General features: G+C 61.9%; 17 protein-coding genes and 1 pseudogene. 12 read left to right on the top strand and 6 right to left on the bottom strand.

Features of this window, described 5'->3' with window-relative positions; genetic code table 11:
• The first annotated feature begins 312 nt into the window (after positions 1 to 312).
• From NKH60_RS32975 to NKH60_RS32955, 5 genes are all read left to right on the top strand, one after another.
• Positions 313 to 1,563, top strand: a complete 1,251-nt coding sequence (locus NKH60_RS32975) for a lanthanide ABC transporter ABC transporter substrate-binding protein PedA1 (protein WP_352874828.1) — start codon at positions 313 to 315, stop codon at positions 1,561 to 1,563.
• Positions 1,564 to 1,623: 60 nt separating this feature from the next.
• Complete coding sequence (locus NKH60_RS32970) at positions 1,624 to 2,550, top strand: YVTN family beta-propeller repeat protein (protein WP_352874832.1); 927 nt, start codon at positions 1,624 to 1,626, stop codon at positions 2,548 to 2,550.
• Between the two features lie 98 nt (positions 2,551 to 2,648).
• Entirely contained in the window at positions 2,649 to 3,437 is a 789-nt protein-coding gene (locus NKH60_RS32965) for a lanthanide ABC transporter ATP-binding protein PedB/LutE (protein WP_352874826.1), read from the top strand.
• Positions 3,438 to 3,448: 11 nt separating this feature from the next.
• Positions 3,449 to 4,309, top strand: coding sequence for a lanthanide ABC transporter permease protein PedC (locus NKH60_RS32960; protein ID WP_352874830.1), 861 nt, complete (start codon positions 3,449 to 3,451; stop codon positions 4,307 to 4,309).
• A complete protein-coding gene (locus NKH60_RS32955) occupies positions 4,309 to 4,938 on the top strand; it encodes a hypothetical protein (protein WP_352874824.1) in 630 nt (209 codons plus the stop codon). Before NKH60_RS32960 ends, NKH60_RS32955 begins: the two co-directional genes overlap by 1 nt.
• Before the next feature lie 27 nt (positions 4,939 to 4,965).
• Here the strand turns inward: NKH60_RS32955 and NKH60_RS32950 are convergent, their stop codons facing one another.
• The 5 genes and pseudogenes from NKH60_RS32950 to NKH60_RS32930 all read right to left on the bottom strand — a co-directional run.
• Positions 4,966 to 5,166: a hypothetical protein gene (locus NKH60_RS32950; protein WP_352779701.1), complete on the bottom strand. Its 201-nt coding sequence runs from the start codon at positions 5,164 to 5,166 to the stop codon at positions 4,966 to 4,968.
• Positions 5,167 to 5,435: 269 nt separating this feature from the next.
• Complete coding sequence (locus tag NKH60_RS32945; protein ID WP_352874822.1) at positions 5,436 to 6,251, bottom strand: oxidoreductase; 816 nt, start codon at positions 6,249 to 6,251, stop codon at positions 5,436 to 5,438.
• A gap of 66 nt (positions 6,252 to 6,317) precedes the next feature.
• A complete protein-coding gene (gene fabF / locus NKH60_RS32940; protein ID WP_352874820.1) occupies positions 6,318 to 7,622 on the bottom strand; it encodes a beta-ketoacyl-ACP synthase II in 1,305 nt (434 codons plus the stop codon).
• A 47-nt stretch (positions 7,623 to 7,669) separates the two neighbouring features.
• Positions 7,670 to 8,248 (bottom strand): TetR/AcrR family transcriptional regulator, encoded by a 579-nt coding sequence (locus NKH60_RS32935; protein WP_352874818.1) that lies wholly within the window; start codon positions 8,246 to 8,248, stop codon positions 7,670 to 7,672.
• 242 nt (positions 8,249 to 8,490) lie between these two features.
• Positions 8,491 to 8,761 (bottom strand): annotated as a pseudogene (locus NKH60_RS32930) (TetR/AcrR family transcriptional regulator); the annotation flags it as partial.
• A gap of 81 nt (positions 8,762 to 8,842) precedes the next feature.
• Between NKH60_RS32930 and NKH60_RS32925 the strand changes: the two are divergent.
• From NKH60_RS32925 to NKH60_RS32910, 4 genes are all read left to right on the top strand, one after another.
• Positions 8,843 to 9,205, top strand: coding sequence for a hypothetical protein (locus NKH60_RS32925; protein ID WP_352503292.1), 363 nt, complete (start codon positions 8,843 to 8,845; stop codon positions 9,203 to 9,205).
• Between the two features lie 92 nt (positions 9,206 to 9,297).
• Complete coding sequence (locus tag NKH60_RS32920) at positions 9,298 to 10,404, top strand: efflux RND transporter periplasmic adaptor subunit (RefSeq protein ID WP_352874816.1); 1,107 nt, start codon at positions 9,298 to 9,300, stop codon at positions 10,402 to 10,404.
• A 2-nt stretch (positions 10,405 to 10,406) separates the two neighbouring features.
• Positions 10,407 to 13,517 carry an efflux RND transporter permease subunit gene (locus tag NKH60_RS32915; protein WP_352874814.1) on the top strand — a complete coding sequence of 1,037 codons (3,111 nt, stop codon included), beginning with the start codon at positions 10,407 to 10,409 and terminating at the stop codon, positions 13,515 to 13,517.
• Between the two features lie 146 nt (positions 13,518 to 13,663).
• Positions 13,664 to 14,278 carry a TetR/AcrR family transcriptional regulator gene (locus NKH60_RS32910; RefSeq protein ID WP_352874812.1) on the top strand — a complete coding sequence of 205 codons (615 nt, stop codon included), beginning with the start codon at positions 13,664 to 13,666 and terminating at the stop codon, positions 14,276 to 14,278.
• Positions 14,279 to 14,716: 438 nt separating this feature from the next.
• Here the strand turns inward: NKH60_RS32910 and NKH60_RS32905 are convergent, their stop codons facing one another.
• Positions 14,717 to 15,676, bottom strand: coding sequence for a LysR family transcriptional regulator (locus NKH60_RS32905; RefSeq protein WP_352874810.1), 960 nt, complete (start codon positions 15,674 to 15,676; stop codon positions 14,717 to 14,719).
• 123 nt (positions 15,677 to 15,799) lie between these two features.
• On the opposite strand from NKH60_RS32905, the gene NKH60_RS32900 reads away from it, so the two are divergent.
• From NKH60_RS32900 to NKH60_RS32890, 3 genes are all read left to right on the top strand, one after another.
• Complete coding sequence (locus NKH60_RS32900; RefSeq protein ID WP_352874808.1) at positions 15,800 to 16,846, top strand: class 1 fructose-bisphosphatase; 1,047 nt, start codon at positions 15,800 to 15,802, stop codon at positions 16,844 to 16,846.
• A 5-nt stretch (positions 16,847 to 16,851) separates the two neighbouring features.
• A complete protein-coding gene (locus NKH60_RS32895; protein ID WP_352541883.1) occupies positions 16,852 to 17,724 on the top strand; it encodes a phosphoribulokinase in 873 nt (290 codons plus the stop codon).
• A gap of 10 nt (positions 17,725 to 17,734) precedes the next feature.
• Positions 17,735 to 18,779, top strand: a 1,045-nt coding sequence (locus NKH60_RS32890) for a thiamine pyrophosphate-binding protein (protein WP_352874806.1), incomplete at its 3' end; no start/stop codon positions are given.

The raw sequence follows: 18,779 nt of genomic DNA, 5'->3' as shown, positions 1-18,779 counted from the left end.
CTTCGAGGTCGACCTCCATGATCTGCAGCGGCTTTCCGGCGGCAACGGCGACAGCGGCGCGCGTTTTCATCAGGCAATCCTCCCATGACGACCCATAGAGTTTCTCATTCCGCGATTGCTGCGGATGAGACCGCAATACGCTCATTCATCGCCGTATCCCCGCGAAAAGGAATAGGACTAAAGCAGACACGTAAGTCCACTTGCAGGGCTTTGATAAATCTTGTGGCGTCCGCTAAGCTCATTGTGGGCACCTTGAATTCGCGCTGGTCCGGGAACAATCGGACTTTAGTGCAAGAATGGGCAGTTTTATCGATGACGAGCGCGCTGCCAGGCACTCTCGCGGCCTTTTTGTGCTTTTTTTTCCAGACCGCCAACGTTACAGGCGTGATGGCCCAGGAAGTGACGGGCAAGCAACCGGTCGCAGCCGACAGGCCGGAAAGAAAGATAACCGAAATCAGAATAGGTTATTTGCGGGCCTACGCGCCGCAACTGGCGCTTTCCCTGCTGGACCTGCCGCCACGCGACGAAGGTGTCGCCGGCGCCAATGTGGCGATCGGCGACAACAACACGACAGGAAAATTCCTCAGCCAGAAATTCAGCCTCGACATAGCCGAGGTCAAGCCGGACGCCGACGCGGTTCAGGCGTTCAACGATCTGATTGCCAAAGGTGACCGCTATGTTGTCGCTGACCTCTCGGCCAGGCAATTGCTGTCGATCGCCGACATCGCCCGCGACAAGGGCGTTCTGGTCTTCAATGTCGGTGCCACTGACGACAGCCTGCGCGAGGAAGACTGCCGCATAAACATTTTCCATGTGGCGCCGACACGAAGCATGCTGGCTGACGCGCTGGCGCAGTATCTCGTGGTAAAGAAATGGCCGAATTGGGTGCTGCTCTATGGTTCGCACGAGCGGGATCATCTCTATGCGGCCGCGTTGCGCCGCGCGGCGGCTCGCTTCGGCGGTCAGATCGTCGCCGAGAAGGAGTTCAAAGACACTGGCACGGCGCGCCGCACCGACACCGGCGCCACGCAGATACAGCAGCAGATTTCCGTGTTCACGCAGGATCTGCCGGAGCATGACGTGGTGCTTGTCGCCGATGAGAGCGAGGTGTTCGGAACCTATGTGCCCTTCCGCACCTGGACACCGCGGCTGGTCGCTGGCACGGCCGGTCTTGTCGCATCGTCCTGGCATCCCGCGAGCGAGCAATGGGGTGGCATTCAAATGCAAAGCCGTTTCCTGAGGACGACCGGCCGGCGAATGCTGTCCAAGGATATGTCGGCCTGGACGGCGGTGCGGGCGGTGGGCGAAGCCGGCACACGGACCAATGGCGACGATCCGAAGAAGATCAGCGACTACATCCGCTCGGACGATTTCTCGGTCGCCGCCTTCAAGGGACAGAAGCTGACCTTCCGCAAGTGGAACCATCAGCTTCGCCAGCCAATCCTGCTCGGCGACACCAAATCCGTGGTCTCGACATCGCCACAGGAGGGTTATCTCCACCAGATCTCCGAGCTCGATACGCTCGGCGTCGATCAGCCGGAAACGAAATGCGTCCTTAAGTAGAACCAATCGGGAGGAATTTTCGTGCAGAGACGAGCTTGCGCACTCGCCATTCTCGGCTTCATGGCCAATCCGGCGTGGGCTTACACCGTGTATGTCTCCAACGAGAAAGACAATACGATAACGGTCGTCGACACGGCGACGATGCAAGTGGTGAAGACCGTCGAAGTCGGCCAGAGGCCGCGCGGTATCACCATCTCGCATGACGGCAAGTTCATCTATTTGTGCGCCAGCGATGACAATACGATCGAAATCATCGATACCGCGACGCTGCAGATCGTTGGCACGCTGCCATCAGGCCCCGATCCCGAACTGTTCGTGCTTTCGCCCGACGGCAAGACGCTCTACGTCGCCAACGAGGACGACAATCTCGTCACCGCGATCAACGTCGAGAGCAAGCAGGTCATGACCGAGATTCCCGTCGGGGTGGAGCCTGAAGGCATGGCCGTCAGTCCCGATGGCAAAACCATGGTCAACACCTCCGAAACCACCAGCATGGCGCATTTCATCGACACCGACAGCCATGAGGTGACCGACAACGTCCTGGTCGACACGCGTCCGCGCTTTGCGCAATTCAAGCCCGACGGATCCCAGATCTGGGTCAGTGCGGAAATCGGCGGCACCGTCAGCGTCATCGACAGTCTCAAACGCGAGGTGGTGAAGAAGATCCAGTTCGCGATTGCGGGACTGCGGCCCGAAACCATCCAGCCGGTCGGCATCGCAATCAGCGCGGACGGCAAGAAAGCCTATGTCGCGCTCGGCCCAGCGAACCACGTCGCCGTCATCAACACCGAAACCTACGAGGTGGAAAAATACATCCTGGTCGGCCAGCGCGTCTGGCATCTCGACTTCACCCCCGATCAGAAGACGCTGATCACCACCAACGGCAATTCCAACGACATCACCTTCATCGACACGGCGACGGACGAGCCGGTTCAATCGGTTACGGTGGGCCAGCAGCCTTGGGGCGTGGCCATATCGCCCCACTAAACCGCGGCAATGATCAGGGAGACCGACGTGATGAATATTTGCCGCGGGGATGTTGCAAGTGCACTAGATGACCAGCGCGCCCCGAAGGAGCCAGCGGCATGCAGCATGTGAGGACAAGCGGAGCTGGAGAGGAGGTGGCAGCGCTCGATGTTGCCGGCGTCAGCCATTCCTATGGTCCGAAGCGAGCGCTCCAGGACGTCTCATTCTCGATCGCGCCGGGAACTTTCACCGTTCTGCTCGGCCTCAATGGGGCCGGCAAGACAACTTTGTTCTCACTGATCAGCCATCTTTACGGCACCCGCCGCGGATCGATTCGCATCTTCGGCCATGATGTCAGCCGCGCTTCGGGCGAAGCGCTCAGGCGTGTCGGCATCGTATTCCAGGCACGCACGCTCGACCTCGACCTCAGCGTCCACCAGAACCTCTCCTACCACGCCTCGCTGCATGGCATTGGCGGCCACCAAGCCCGGCAGCGCATTGCCGCGCTGCTCGAGACAGTCAACATGCAGGGCCGTCAGCATGACAAGGCACGCAGTCTTTCCGGCGGCCAAATGCGGCGCATCGAGATCGCGCGGGCGCTGCTCCACCGCCCTTCCCTGCTGCTGCTCGACGAGGCGACGGTCGGTCTCGACATCCAGTCGCGTGCGGGCATTCTGGCCACCATCCGCAAACTCGTCGAAACCGAGGGCATCGGTGTGCTGTGGGCGACGCATCTGATCGATGAGGTCGAAGACGGCGACTATGTCGTCGTGCTGCGGCAGGGCGACCTGGTTGCCAAGGGTAAGGTGGCCGATGTCGTTGCGACGAGCGGTGCCAGTTCGATCCGCGACGCCTTTTCCAGGCTCAACCGCATCGAGACAAGCGGCATCGCGGAGATGTCGCCATGAGCGCTCCCGCAATGCCCGCAAAAATCGCACCCCTCACGCCGGTGAAATTCGAACAGTTTGGGCTCCACCACTACCTCGTTTGCCTCAAAGGGATCGTCGTGCGGGAGTGTCTGCGCTTCCTGCATCAGCGCGAGCGCTTTATATCCTCGCTGGTTCGGCCGCTCGTCTGGTTGTTCATTTTTGCCGCCGGATTCCGGCAGGTGCTCGGCGTATCGATCATCCCGCCCTACAAGACCTACGTGCTCTACGAGGTCTACATCACGCCGGGCCTGTGCGGCATGATTCTGCTGTTTTCGGGCATGCAGTCTTCGCTGTCGATGGTCTATGATCGCGAAATGGGCAACATGCGCACCCTGCTGGTCAGCCCCTTCCCGCGATGGTTTTTACTGATCTCGAAGATGCTCGCCGGTGTCGCCGTGTCAATCGCGCAGGTTTACGCGTTCCTGATCGTTGCCTGGTTCTGGGGCGTGAAGGCGCCGCCGCTTGGCTATCTCACCGTGCTGCCGGCGCTGTTCCTGTCAGGCATGATGCTGTGTGCGCTCGGCATGCTTCTGTCCTCAATGATCAAGCAGCTCGAAAACTTCGCTGGCATCATGAACTTCGTCATCTTTCCCGGCTATTTCGCTTCTCCGGCACTCTATCCCTTGTGGCGTATCCAGGAGGCTAGCCCCCTGCTCTACAAAATCTGCCTCGCCAATCCATTTACTTACGCCGTCGAACTGATCCGCTTCGCCTTCTACGGCCAGGTTGACTGGCTGTCGCTGGGCGTCGTTGCCGGCTGCACGCTGCTGTTCCTTGCCGCCGCCATCATCGCCTACGACCCTTCGCGCGGCCTGATGACCCGCAAACAGGACACGGGAGGAAATGCCTGATGGCGCGAATGATCCATGTTCGCAGTCTGGCTCTGGTCGCCATGCTTGCGCCAGGCGTCAACGCCATGGCAGCCAACCCCGATCCGGACTGGCCCTGCATGCAGCGCAAGGTGCCGCAACTCTCGCTCGGCCAGATCTGGAGCGGACCGGACCTTCCTTCAGCCGCGAAGGACTGGTCGAAGGACCCCACCATCTCCGCCCTGATCGAGGAAGTGTCGGCTCGCCGGATGCCGATTGCGGAAGCTCAAAAGAAGATCAGGGATTTCGCGGCCTCCTTGCCGGCCGAGCAACGTGCACCCAAAATGGCGATGATGGTGCAAGGCATGTTCGACCACCTGGACGCCGAGCGTTCGCAGGTGATCTCCGGTATTTCCCGCTACGCCCACAAGCAGCTCGAAATGGCCGCCGCGTTGCGCAAGGAAGCGTCCGAGGTCGATGCATTGCGGGCAAAGCCGGATGCAGATCCCGAAGAGATCGATCGGCGAACCGAACAGCTGACATTCGCAACGCGAATTTTCAATGAACGCGTCCAATCACTGACCTACGTCTGTGAAGTGCCGACGATAATCGAGCAGCGGCTTTATCAATTGTCCAAGGCCGTCTCGGAAACGCTCGCCGCGAAGAAATAGAACCTCATTCGATCTTCGCGGCGGATATCACGATCCACGGCCGGGCAGCACGCGCCAGCGCTGAACGAAATAACCGGGATGCGTCTCGATCCACTGGGCTACCAGCGGTTGCGCCTGCATGAAGGCGGTCCCGGGATTCATCGCCAGGCCGTCCACCATCTGTTCGCGTTGTTCACAGGTCTGCGGCACATCCGTCAGGCAGACCATCATAATGAGCGTGTAAAGCATTACCCCTTGTCCCCATCGATCCCGAACCCCATGCCCGGGAGGTTTCCGTGATTCCGACCAGTCTGCAGGGGTCGCACATACAGATCGCTTACGGGTGTGAAAGGACGTGGCCCCCGCTCTTTCGCGCCGCAACATAACATGGCGCTAATCTAACGCCAACGACCGCAGGGCGTTCTCCAGAGCAATCGCGTCAGGTTGCGCCGCGCCAATGTGGTGCCGACGTTTCCAGCGTCGATGATTCCGATCTTCACGGGTGTTCGTCGATGTCATCAAACCGAGAGCCCGAGTTGCTTTCGCAGGCTTTTGTCGAATGCGGATGCGGGGACGAAACGGCGCAGGAAACTGACCTGGCGCGCCATTTTTCCAGCCGCATAGCGCCCCTTCGGAGCGGGATCGGTCGCAGCCGCCAAAACGGTCCTGGCCACCACTTCCGGCGCATCGCCTTTTTCCATCGCTTTCCGCACAGCTGCATTCATGCCGGCGCGCGCAGAGTCATAGATATCGAGCAACTGATCCGGCCTGGCGAGATTTTCTTCAAATGAGGTGCGGGTATAGGCGGGCTCCACCAACACGACGCGAATTCCGAAAGGACGCAGTTCGTGGTCGAGCGATTCGGAGTAGCCCTCAACGGCATGCTTGGTCGACGAATAAAGCGCGAAATAGGGAGCTGGAATGAACCCCTGCACCGAGCTCAAATTGACGATTCTGCCCTTGCCTTGGCGGCGCATTGTCGGCAACACCGCTTTGGTTACTCGCATAACGCCAAAGACGTTCACGTCAAACAACGACTTGGCCTGGGCCATCGAGGACTCCTCCGCGCCACCAAGCAGGCCAACGCCGGCATTATTGACAAGCAGGTCGATGCGCCCGGTCTCGGCCAGCACGTCCTTGACAAGTTTCGCCACCGACGTGTCATCGGTCACGTCACAGGCCAGCATGGTAACGCCATCGGATCGGTCGACGACCGCGCGACGGCTGGTTCCGAACACGCGAAAGCCCGCGTTCTGCAGGGCTTTGGCCGTTGTGTGCCCGATACCGCTGGATGCCCCCGTCACCAGGGCGACGCCTAGATTGGTCTTGTTCATGGAGGTCACTTCTTTCTTCGTTTTGGATTGGCGTGGGAGAAGCGCGAAAGCTCGGAGCGAAAGGCGTCAATCATGAGCGCCTCCGGTACTCGCGCCGCCCAGATCATCCGTCCAGCGCCGGAACAGCGCGCTGGCATTAACGCCTCCGAAGCCGAAGCCATTGGAGATTGCATAGCCCATCGCCATCGGCCGAGCCCGGTTTGCGACGAAGTCGATCCCGTCGCCGGCCGGATCGGGAGCGCTCAGATTGAGGGTCGGCGGTGCGATCTGATCCCTGAGCGCCAGGATTGCGAAGATTGCTCCAAGCCCGCCGGCGGCTCCGAGCAGGTGTCCGGTCGCCGATTTCGTTGCACTGACAGCTATCGCGAAATCGCGCCCGAACACGCTCTTGATCGCTTCGATCTCACCCAGGTCGCCCACCGGCGTGGAGGTCGCATGGGCGTTGAGATGACGAACCTCGCGGGGCGAAATCCCTGCTTGGGCGATTGCGATCTCCATGGCCCGGCGCGCACCGTCGCCGTCCTCGGGACCGGAGGTGACGTGATGAGCATCCGCCGTCGTGCCGTAGCCGACAAGCTCGGCCAGCGGTCTTGCGCCGCGCGCCAGCGCGTGGCTCAATTCCTCGATGACCAGCATGCCGGCTCCTTCGCCCATGACGAAGCCGTCCCGCGACTTGTCGAACGGTCGGGAGGCCTCATCAGGACGGTGATTAAAGGACGTCGAAAGAGAGCGTGCCGCCGCAAACCCACCGAGGCTGACAAGATTCATGCATGCTTCCGTCCCGCCGCACACGGCAATATCGGCCTCGTTGGCGCGGATTAGGCGAGCCGCATCGCCGATCGCCTGAATGCCGGCCGCGCACGCCGTCACGGGTGCACCGAGCGGACCTTTGAAGCCATAGCGGATCGAGACGTGGCCTGCCGCGAGGTTCACCAGGAAGGACGGCACCGTAAAAGGTGATAGACGGCGGACGCCGCGCCGGTCGACCGTGCGCACCGCCTCGGTTATGGCCGGGAACCCGCCGACGCCCGAGGCGATGATCGTGGCGGTGCGCAAGCGATCCGCTTCCGAGACGGGGGCCCATCTTGCTTGGGCGAGCGCTTCTCGTGCCGCGGCCAGCGCAAAGAGAATGAACCGGTCTACCTTGCGCTGATCCTTCGGCGGAAGGATGGCTTCCGGATCGAAACCAGCGTCCGGATCTTCTTCTGTGGAGGGCACCACCCCGCCGACCTTCGCCGGCAGGTCGCGTACCACATCATCCGCAAGCCTCCGGATGCCTGAGCGGCCGGCCAGGAGACGCGACCAGGACGCTTCAACATCGGCAGCAAGGGGCGTAACCGCTCCCATGCCTGTGACAACAATCCGTCGCATCTATTTTCCTATCGATTTGGGTGCGCCGCCAGCGCTGCGCACGCCATTCAAGCGCCGGCTGCTTCGCGAACCTGTTCTGTCGCCGCATCCAGAAATGCCTGCGCGAGGTCGGGGTCGTTGACGACGCGCGAAAGGAGCACCGCACCGACCATTGTCGAGAGAATGGCCATGGCCTTGTCGCCGGGCCGCTCGCCGTCGGCCTCGCCAACCCAACTACCAAACATCTCAAGATATTCCCTGATCCCGGCTTCGAACGACGCTCTCACGTCCACGCCCTGTCTGGCGGCATCCGAACCGAGCGCCACGATCGGGCAGCCGTCCATCCTTTCTTCGCGATGGTCCATGCTGAGGTAGAACGCGATCACCGCGCCAAGCGGATCCTCAGGTTTTGCCGTAGTCGCGGCCGACCATCGTTGGGTGGCGCTCTCCATTGCCCGTTTGGACGCCTGCGCCGCCAGGTCCTCCTTTGACGCGAACTGCTTGTAAAAAGCGCCTTGGGTCAGCCCGGCACCCTTCATCAGATCCTTAAGGCCGATGCCATCAAAACCGCGCTCCCGAAAAAGGCGGCTTGCCACATTGATAACGGTTTCACGGTTTTCCGCAGCCTGAATGCGACTTACGCGCATCGGTAATCTCCCTTTTAGCGTGTGTTCGTAATCTATATCTTATATAGAGGGCGAACGCAATCTATCAAGAGAAGATGAGAGTTGATCCGCAGAACCCCGACCGCTCCGCTCTTGGCCGCACTGAGATGGGCATGAAAACGAGACCCGCGTTGTGCTGGCGGGCGTCCTGCTCGGTGGTCTTCCCGACAGCGCCACGGATCCGACCAGCGGACAGAAAACCACTAAGGTTTCACCGGACGGCAGAACGCGATCACCGCGCCAAGCGGATCCTCGGATTTTGCCGCGGTCGCGGCCGACCATCGGTGGTTGGCACTCTCCATCGCCCGCTTGGACGCCTGTGCCACCAAGTCCTCCTTTGATGCGATGCTTGTAAAAGGCGCCTTGGGTCAGCCCGGCACCCTTCATCAGATCCTTGAGGCCGATGCCGTCAAAGCCACGCTCCCGCAAAAGGCGGCTTGCCACGTTGATTGCGGTTTCGCGGTTTTCCGCGGCCTGTATGCGACTCACACGCATCGTCGATCTCTTTTTTTAGATTGCATTCGTAATCTATCTGCTATATAGATGGCGAATGCAATCTAAAAAAGGAGACACGAAATGATCCGCAAGATCCTGAGCGCTTCGCTCCTGACCGCGCTGTTTCTGGCGACCCCAGCGTTTGCCGAGGAAGCCACCGTCGGACGCCCAATCGAAGCCGGCAGCCTGCACAACGGACGCCTCGACATGGTGGTCTATTACGTCCCAATCGACGGCGACCTCCTGGAGGTCACCGCCACCTTCGCGCCCAAGGGCGGAGGCGATCCGCTGCGCGTCGTCATGGGCCTCGCCGACCGCGACTCCGTTGCCTTCTCCATGCCGGGCTACCGGGGCTCTCTCTACGCGTTCTCGAGGTCCGGCGAGGAGGTGACAGTCGCGACTGGGACCGACAAGCATCCGCGCGCCGACGCGCTACCGGACTGACTCGCCGCGCAGGTCGCAGCCGGCCGCTGCCGGTCGACGCAGGACACAGCATAGAGAATGAACGCAATCTATTTCGGCATGAGGCGATGGGCATGACAAAGCGACTTGTCATTGGGCTGGGCAGCGTCCTGGCAGCGGGGTTAGGGGTGGCCGCATTCGTCACGCTGCCCATTCGCACGCAGGCAACCGCAGTGGCGGATCCGAGGCAGGAAGCGCCGATCGTCAGATTGGTGACGGCGGCGCCGGTGGCTGGATCCGAACGCGGTTTCACGGGCACGATTGCCGCGCGGGTGCAGAGCAATCTTGGTTTTCGCGTACCCGGCAAGATCATCGAGCGCCTGGTGAACGTCGGTGAACGGGTCAAGGCGGGCCAACCGCTTCTGCGGATCGACGACACCGATCTGGCTCTCGCGCTCACCGCCAAGCGCAATGCGGTCGCCGCGGCACGCGCTGTGCTGGTTCAGGCGAGCGCGGACGAAAAGCGCTATGCCGTTCTGGTCAAGAAGGAATTGGCAGCAACTCCGCAGCGCTACGAGCAGGCGAAGGCCGCGTTGGACACCGCGACCGCACAACTCGCCGCCGCCGAAGCGGAAGCGAAAGTCGCGGAAAACGAAGCGGCCTATTCCGTCCTGGTGGCGGACGCGGATGGAACTGTGGTCGAAACCATCGGCGAGCCGGGACAGGTCGTCTCCGCCGGTCAGACAGTGGTTCGGATCGCCCAGGCCGGCCCTCGTGAAGCGGTGGTCGCGCTTCCCGAAACGATCCGGCCGGCGATCGGCTCTGTGGCCGAGGCCGCCGTTTATGCAGCCGATGGGCGCCATACGGCGCATCTGCGGCAGTTGTCGGATGCCGCCGATCCCCAGACCCGTACCTATGAGGCCCGCTATGTGCTCGACGGGGAGGCCGCGGCAGCACCGCTTGGCGCGACCGTGACTATCCGGATCACAAGCCAGGCGAGCCAGCCGGAAGTCCAGGTGCCGCTCGGAGCCGTGCTCGATGATGGCGGCAAGACAGGCGTTTGGGCCCTGGATCGCGCCACCTCGACCGTACACTTCCGACCTGTCGGCCTTGTTCGTGTGACAAGCGAAAGCGCCGTGGTCTCCGGGCTGAACATGGGAGATCCGGTCGTTTCGCTCGGCGCTCATCTTCTGCAGGAGGGCGCTCGCGTCAGGTCTGCTTCCGAAAGCGGGAGCAACTGACGATGAACCTCAATTTTTCAGCGATCGCCGTTCGCGAACGGGCCGTCACCCTGTTCTTCATCCTCCTGCTCGTGGCGGCTGGCGCCTACGCGTTCCTTATGCTCGGGCGGGCGGAGGATCCCAACTTCACCATTAAGACCCTGACGGTCACGACGGCATGGCCGGGCGCGACGGCCCGCGAGATGCAGGACCTTGTCGCCGAGCCGTTGGAGAAGCGGCTTCAGGAGCTCACCTGGTACGATCGGGTCGAGACCACCACGCGGCCGGGCTACGCCTTTATGACGGTCACGCTGAAGGACAGCACGCCGCCATCCGTCGTGCAGGAAGAGTTTTACCAGGCCCGCAAGAAGCTGGGGGATGAAGCCCGCAACCTGCCGCCCGGCGTCTACGGCCCCTTCGTCAACGACGAATATTCGGATGTGAGCTTCGCCCTTTATGCGCTGAAGGCCAGAGGCATGCCGATGCGTGAGCTGGCCAGGCAGGCCGAGGCAATTCGACAGGACCTCCTGCACGTGCCCGGCGTCAAGAAGATCAACATCCTCGGTGAGCGCCCCGAACAGATATTCGTCGAGTTCTCCTATGCCAAGCTGGCAACGCTGGGCGTGTCGGCACAGGATATCATCGTCGCATTGCAGCGGCAGAACACCGTCACACCGGCGGGCTCGATCGATACTCAGGGGCCGCAGGTCTTCATCAGGCTCAACGGCGCTTATGACAGTGTCCAGGCTATCGCCGACACGCCGATCGTTGCCGGGGGGCGGACGCTGAAGCTTTCCGACGTTGCCGAGGTCCGCCGCGGCTACGAGGACCCTCCCACCTATCTCATCCGACGCCAGGGCGAGCCCACCATCATGCTCGCGGCCGTTATGCAGGAGGGTTGGGACGGTCGCGCGCTCGGCAAGGCGCTGGAGGACCGGACGGCGGCCATCGCACGAACATTGCCGCTTGGGATAACGCTCGACAAGGTGTCCGACCAGGCCGTCAACATCACCTCGGCGGTCGACGAGTTCATGTTGAAGTTCGCGATGGCGCTCGGTGTCGTGCTGCTGATCAGCCTGCTCAGCATGGGCTGGCGCGTCGGCATCGTCGTGGCGGCCGCCGTCCCGCTGACGCTTGCCGCCGTGTTCCTCATCATGCTGGAGACCGGCCGGTTCTTCGATCGCATCACGCTCGGCGCCCTCATCCTGGCGCTCGGTCTTCTCGTGGACGACGCCATCATCGCCATCGAGGTGATGGTGGTGAAGATGGAAGAGGGCATGGATCGCATCAAGGCGGCGGCCTATGCCTGGAGCCATACCGCGGCGCCGATGCTGTCGGGAACGCTCGTGACGATAGCTGGGTTCCTGCCCGTGGGCTTCGCACGCTCGACGGCCGGCGAGTACGCCGGCAATATCTTCTGGGTCGTAGGGTTCGCTCTCATCGTCTCCTGGATCGTCGCCGTGGTCTTCACGCCCTACCTTGGCGTCAAGATGCTGCCCGCGATCAAACCGGTCGAAGGCGGCGTTCACGCCATATACGACACACCGAACTATCGGCGCCTTCGCCGGCTCATCATCTTTGCCGTGCGCCACAAGTTCGTAACCTGCGGTGTCGTCGGCATCGTCTTCGCACTTTCGGTTGTCGGCATGGGCAGCCTGAAACAGCAGTTCTTCCCGACATCCGATCGCCCCGAAGTGCTGGTCGAGGTTCGTCTGCCGGAAGGCACCAGCATCGAGACGACGACCGCCACAGTGGAGAAGCTGGAGCACTGGCTGGACGGCCAGCCCGAAGCCAAGATCGTGACGAGCTACGTCGGTCAGGGTGCTCCGCGCTTCTTCTTCGCGATGGCACCGGAACTGCCTGATCCTGCCTTTGCCAAGATCGTCGTGCTGACACCGGACGCGGAGGCGCGCGAGGCGCTGAAGCACCGGCTCCGGGAGGCGGTATCGCAGGGGCTCGCGCCGGAAGCCGATGTCCGCGTCACCCAGCTTGTGTTCGGACCCTATACGCCGTTCCCTGTCGAGTTCCGGGTCACGGGGCCTGATCCCGCGCAACTCTATAGCATTTCCGAGAAGGCCCTCGATATCATGCGCGGCGTCCCGGACGTGCGGCAGGCCAACCGCGACTGGGGCAACCGCACGCCCGTACTGCGCTTCATCCCTGACCAGGATCGACTGAACCTCATCGGCCTCTCGCCGGCGGAAGTAGGCCAGCAGCTCCAGTTCCTCCTCACCGGCATCCCTGTCACGCAGGTCCGCGAGGACATTCGCAATGTCCCCATCGTGGCGCGCAGCGCTGGGGCTGAGCGGCTGGATCCGGCGCGTCTGGCGGATTTCTCGCTGATGAGCCGGGACGGCCGCCAGATTCCGCTCGACCAGATCGGTCATTCGGAGATCCGTCTTGAAGAGCCGATCCTGAAGCGCCGCGACCGGACGCCCGTCGTCACGATCCGGTCGGATATCAACGAAGCGACTCAGCCTCCGGAGGTCTCAAAGCAGATCATGAAAGCCCTTCAGCCGCTGATCGCGTCCCTTCCGGCCGGCTATAACATTGAAATGGGGGGATCGATCGAGGAGGCTGAGAAGGCCAACACTGCTTTGGGCAAGATCTTCCCGGCCATGATCGCCGCCATGCTGATCGTCATCATGCTGCAGGTACGATCCTTCTCGACGATGGCCATGGTCGTGCTGACCGCACCGCTTGGGCTCGTCGGCGTCGTGCCGATGTTGCTCACCTTCAACCAGCCCTTCGGGTTCAACGCTATTCTGGGCCTGATAGGGCTGGCCGGCATCCTGATGCGCAACACCCTGATCCTGACCGAACAAATCAAGGAGAACCGTGCTGCCGGCCTTGACGACTATCACGCCGTCATTGAGGCCACCGTGCAACGCACGAGGCCGGTGATCCTGACGGCGCTTGCCGCCGTGCTGGCTTTCATCCCCCTTACGCACTCCGTGTTCTGGGGATCGATGGCCTATACGCTGATCGGCGGCACGGCGGCCGGCACGGTGCTGATCCTGCTCTTCCTTCCCGCTCTCTATGCCGCGTGGTTCCGGATCAAGCCGACCGCAGATGTGGCCCATGAGGCTTCGACCGAGGAACCGGAATTGCAAACAGCGATGGCTGCCGAATAGGGCACTGTTGTCGGAAAAGACGGTTCAAGTTCTCGCCCGCCGGTTTTGCCTGAACATATGCAGGGCCAGCCGGACGATCTTGCCGCTTACAGATGATCGCCCAGGGCGAGCCCGGCAGATCCGTTTCATCAGTCCTGGAGACATCCATGAATCGTCCGCTCCGAATGCGAACTGATCCCGACGAGGTGCGCGCGCGCATCCTGGAGGTGGCGGAGGGGCACTTTCGCCGCATCGGCTACAACAAAACGTCGGTGGCCGACATCGCCTCCGAACTCAGCATGAGCACGGCAAACATCTACCGCTTCTTCCCCTCAAGGGACGCAATCAACGAATCCATCTGCGGGAAAGCTTTGAACGAGGTAGCTGACATCGCCCTCGCAATCGCGCGCACGAACGCGTCGGCCGGGGAGAAATTGGGTCAGCTACTGACCGCAGTTCACCATCACAAGAAGATGACGCTGGTCAAGGAAAGGCGCATGCACGACCTGATTGTCGCCGCCATGCAGGAGAACTGGGCGACCATCAAGGCGCATATCGAGCACGTGGTAATTACCTTAGGGGTCATTATCCGCGAGGGCATCGAATCGGGCGAATTCAATGTCGACGATTCCGCTACGGCGGCGCGTGCCGTCCACACCGCGTTCACGCCGTTCCTCCATCCGATCCTGATCGAGCACTGCGTCCAATACGGCGAAGACACCGAAGCGGGCCTGCGCGAGCAGATCCGATTCATCCTGAAAGCTCTCGGCAAGTCGGATTGACCAGCCTGCCGTATGCAGGATCAAGCCGCCGCTGATGACATCCACGAGGACTCGACGGAGGAACTTGACACACGAACAGCAACGGTTGCCGAACCATGTGCCGGAAGAGGTGCAAAGCCGTCCCTCGTCCGAGACAGCTCTCCAAAGGCAGCCATTTCGGGCGATGCCCGCTGACCAGCCGGATGCGGACCTTGCAGCCCGCCTTCCGACGGTCGGCTTAGGGGTCGACTCCGGCCGCTCGGCCTTGATCGCTTTAGCGACCGCTCATGGCGCAGCTAAGCCATACGGACAAGCGGTTGCGTCGCTCCATTCGGACTTCCATCCTAAATGATTCGAGCCTTAGGGGTTAGTCGAGTCGAAGCTGCCGCTCAGCGCCACCGCCGTTCTCCTGTATTTGCACGCCACGTCCCTACTACGACCGAAACTTGTTGAACTAGGCTAACTCGCGCGACCTCTACTGTTCAGTTCCTCGTGCGGATAAAGCTTGCCGAAAAGTGGCAGGTACATCGCGCCCTTGCGCATCAGAAAATCGTGGAAGGTCGCCATCGCCGGCGAGATCGCGTGATCGCTGCGCATCACCGAAAACCATTGCCGGCGGATCGGCATGCCGACAACGTCGAGGATAACCAGCCGGCCGGCTTCGGTTTCGGCAGCGATGGTGTGGGCAGAGATGAAGGCGATGCCGAGCCCGGCCATCACCGCCTGCTTGATGGTCTCGTTCGAGTCCATCTCGACGCCGAGATCGTCGATGCGGCCGGGCACGTCGCTCAGGAATATTTCCAGTGAGATGCGCGTTCCGGAGCCGGGCTCGCGAATGAGGAAATGCTCCTCGGCGATCCGCTCCTTGGAAATGTCGCGTGCCGACGCCAGCGGGTGGTCGGGCGGTGCGATGATGACCAGCGGATGATCGCCGAAGACCGAAGCACGCACCGGGACTTCCTTGGCCGGGCGTCCCATCAGCGCGATATCGATATCGTGGTTCTTCAGATTGTGGATCGTCTCGGCGCGGTTGCCGATGGCAAGGCGCATGTCGATATCGGGATGTTCCTTCATGAAGGCGGCCATCAGCCGCGGCGCGAAATATTTGGCCGTGGAAACGACGCCGAGCCGCAAGCTGCCGGCGCGCACGCCCTTGATCGCATCCATCTTGTCTTGGAGCAGACGAAGCCGCTCCTCGATGGCCTGTGCGGTCTCGACGAAGGCCAGACCTGCGGCAGTGGGACGCATGCCGTCCGACGTCCGGTCGAACAAGGCCAGTTGGAACTCCTCCTCCACTTGCCGCAACTGGATCGTCACCGCTGGAGGAGACAGCCCTAACACCTTGGCCGCGCTGACGATTTTTCCGTGGCTGATGATTGCCTGAACGGTCTTGAACTGCTTGAGCGTGAGGTTTCTCATACGGCATACTAAAATTTTTTTACTGCCTGAGTAAAGTTATTGAATTTTACTTATCCAGCGTCGTTTGTTCTCCTTTCCCAATCCGGCCGACCCGAGGAGAGGCGGCTGGATGGGGAGGTTACGATGCCAGCGGCAACACTCGACGCTTTTCTGAACTCCTATCTTGGCGAGCCGGACGAACTGCGCTCCGCGGTCGTAGCGACCATCCGTCAGCTGACGCAGGCGGCCACCACAATCCGCAACACCATCAATCAAGGGGTGCTCGGCACCGCCTTTGCGGGAACCCGCGGCGCCAATGCTGACGGCGACATCCAGAAGGATCTCGATGTCTTCGCCGATGACATCTTCCTCGACGCCATGCGCCACGCTCCGGTCGCGCTCTACGCTTCCGAGGAACTGGAGCAGCCGGTGCTGCTCGACAGGCAAGCGGCTCTTGCCATCGCCATCGACCCGCTCGACGGCTCATCCAACATCGACACCAACGTGTCGATCGGAACGGTCTTCTCGCTTCTCCCTGCAATTGGTGCGCCGGATGGGAATCCGGCCGCCTCGTTTTTGCAGGCGGGCGTGAGCCAGCTGGGCGCCGGTTTCTTCATCTACGGGCCGCAGCTGGCGCTGGTTCTGTCGCTCGGCAGCGGCACCCATGTCTTCGTTCTCTCGACCAGGCTCGGCACCTTCGTCCAGGCCTATGAGAGCCGGATCATCCCGCAGCGAACCCAGGAGTTCGCCATCAACGCCGCCAACTACCGGCATTGGGACGAGGCGGTGCGGCTCTACATCGATGACTGTCTTGAAGGCACCGAAGGCCCACGTGAGAAGGACTTCAACATGCGCTGGATCGCCTCTCTGGTTGCGGACTGCTACCGCATATTGATGCGCGGCGGCGTATTCCTGTATCCAGGCGACAAGCGCAAGGGCTACAGGCAGGGGCGACTTCGCCTCGTCTATGAGGCAAACCCGATCGCCTATCTCGTCGAACAGGCGGGCGGTGCGGCCACCGACACGATCACCCGCATCCTCGAAATCGAACCCGAGAGCCTGCACCAGCGCGTGCCCATGGTTTTCGGATCGGCGCGGGAAGTCGCGCGCATCACCCGCTACCACACCGAGCCGAGTGCCATCGGCGAGCGCGCGCCGCTGTTCAGCCGCCGCGGCCTTTTCAGGGCCTGAAGACCATGTCGGCAAAGCACCCCATCATTACCATCACCGGGTCGTCGGGCGCAGGCACTACCTCTGTCAAGCGCATCTTCGAGCTGATCTTCCGGCGCGAGAACATCGGGGCCGCCTTCATCGAAGGCGATGCTTTCCATCGCTACGACCGCGCCACGATGAAGGCGAAGGTGGCCGAGGAGGAAAGGGCGGGCAATCCGAACTTCACCCACTTCCACGCCGAGGCCAATGAACTGGCAATCCTCGAAGAGGTATTCGAGGAATATGGCCGCCGGGGAACCGGAAAGACCCGCACATACATCCATGATGAGGATGAGGAGAAGCAGTACGGCACGCCGCCGGGACATTTCACCGAATGGCGCGAATTTCCGCCGAGCGACCTGCTCTTCTACGAGGGCCTGCATGGCTGCGTCGTCACCGACAAGATCAACCTGGCCAGGCACGCGGATCTCAAGATCGGCGTGGTGCCGGTCATAAATCTCGAATGGATCCAGAAGATCCATCGCGACCGCGCAACGCGCGGCTATTCCACCGAGGCAGTGATGGACGTGATCCTGCGTCGTATGCCGGACTATGTCCGCTACATCGTCCCGCAGTTTTCGCAGACCGCCATCAACTTCCAGCGCGTGCCGATCGTCGACACGTCCAATCCATTCATCGCGCGCTGGATTCCGACGCCCGACGAATCGATGCTGGTTATCCGCTTCGCCAATCCCCGCGGCATCGATTTCCCCTACCTGCTTTCGATGATCCACGACTCGTTCATGTCGCGGCCGAATTCCATAGTGGTGCCCGGCAACAAGCTCGACCTTGCCATGCAGCTGATCCTGACGCCGCTCATCCTGCAATTGATCGAACGCAAGAACCGTGTGTCGTGAGGAGGACGCCATGAACAGCCAGGCAGCAGCATTGAAGCCCGTCGCCGCCGTCTCGGAGCGCGACATGGCCAACGCCATTCGCGCACTGGCGATGGACAGCGTCCAAAAGGCCAATTCCGGTCATCCGGGTATGCCGATGGGCATGGCCGATGTCGCGACGGTGCTGTTCAGCCGCTTCATCAACATCGATCCGTCGGCCTCCAACTGGCCCGATCGTGACCGCTTCGTGCTCTCAGCCGGGCACGGCTCGATGCTGCAGTATGCGCTGCATTACCTGCTAGGCTTTGAAGACATGCCTATCGAAGAATTGCAGCGGTTTCGCCAGCTGGGCAGCCGCACCGCCGGACATCCGGAATATGGCCATGCGCTTGGCATCGAGACGACGACCGGCCCGCTTGGACAAGGCATTTCAACTGCTGTCGGCATGGCGCTGGCGGAGCGCATGCTGGCGGCCCGCCACGGCGCCGATCTCGTCGACCATTTCACCTATGCAATCGCCGGCGACGGCTGCCTGCAGGAAGGCATCAGCCACGAGGCGATCGATCTTGCCGGTCACCTGAAGCTCTCCCGGCTGATCGTCTTTTGGGACGACAATGCGATCTCGATCGACGGGCCCACTTCCCTGTCGACATCGATGGACCAGCCGGCGCGGTTCAAAGCCGCTGGATGGCATGTCCAGTCGGTGAACGGCCACGACACGGAAGCCGTTGCGGCGGCAATCGAAGCGGCGCAGCAATCGGACCAGCCGTCTCTGATCGCCTGCCGCACGGTGATCGGCAAGGGCGCCCCAAATCTGGGTGGTTCGGAAAAGACGCATGGCGCGCCGCTGGGCGATGCGGAGATCGCCGCGACGCGCGAAAACATCGGCTGGGCCTTCGCGCCGTTCGAGGTGCCGGACCATATCCTTTTCGCCTGGCGCGAGATTGCCGGCCGCGGTCAAGCGGCACGCCGCGCCTGGGAGAATCGGGGGGGGTGGGCGCACCACCCCCGCCGGCACGGCACCGACGGGCGCGCGGGCCGGCGCCCCCCCCCTCGGGGTGCTCTGCAGCCCCCTT

It is taken from the genome of Mesorhizobium sp. M1006, assembly GCF_040318825.1.
In the GTDB taxonomy this organism is placed as follows: Bacteria; Pseudomonadota; Alphaproteobacteria; order Rhizobiales; family Rhizobiaceae; genus Mesorhizobium.
The sequence above is the reverse complement of the archived record's forward strand: the minus strand, read 5'-3'. Positions and strand labels throughout refer to the sequence as shown.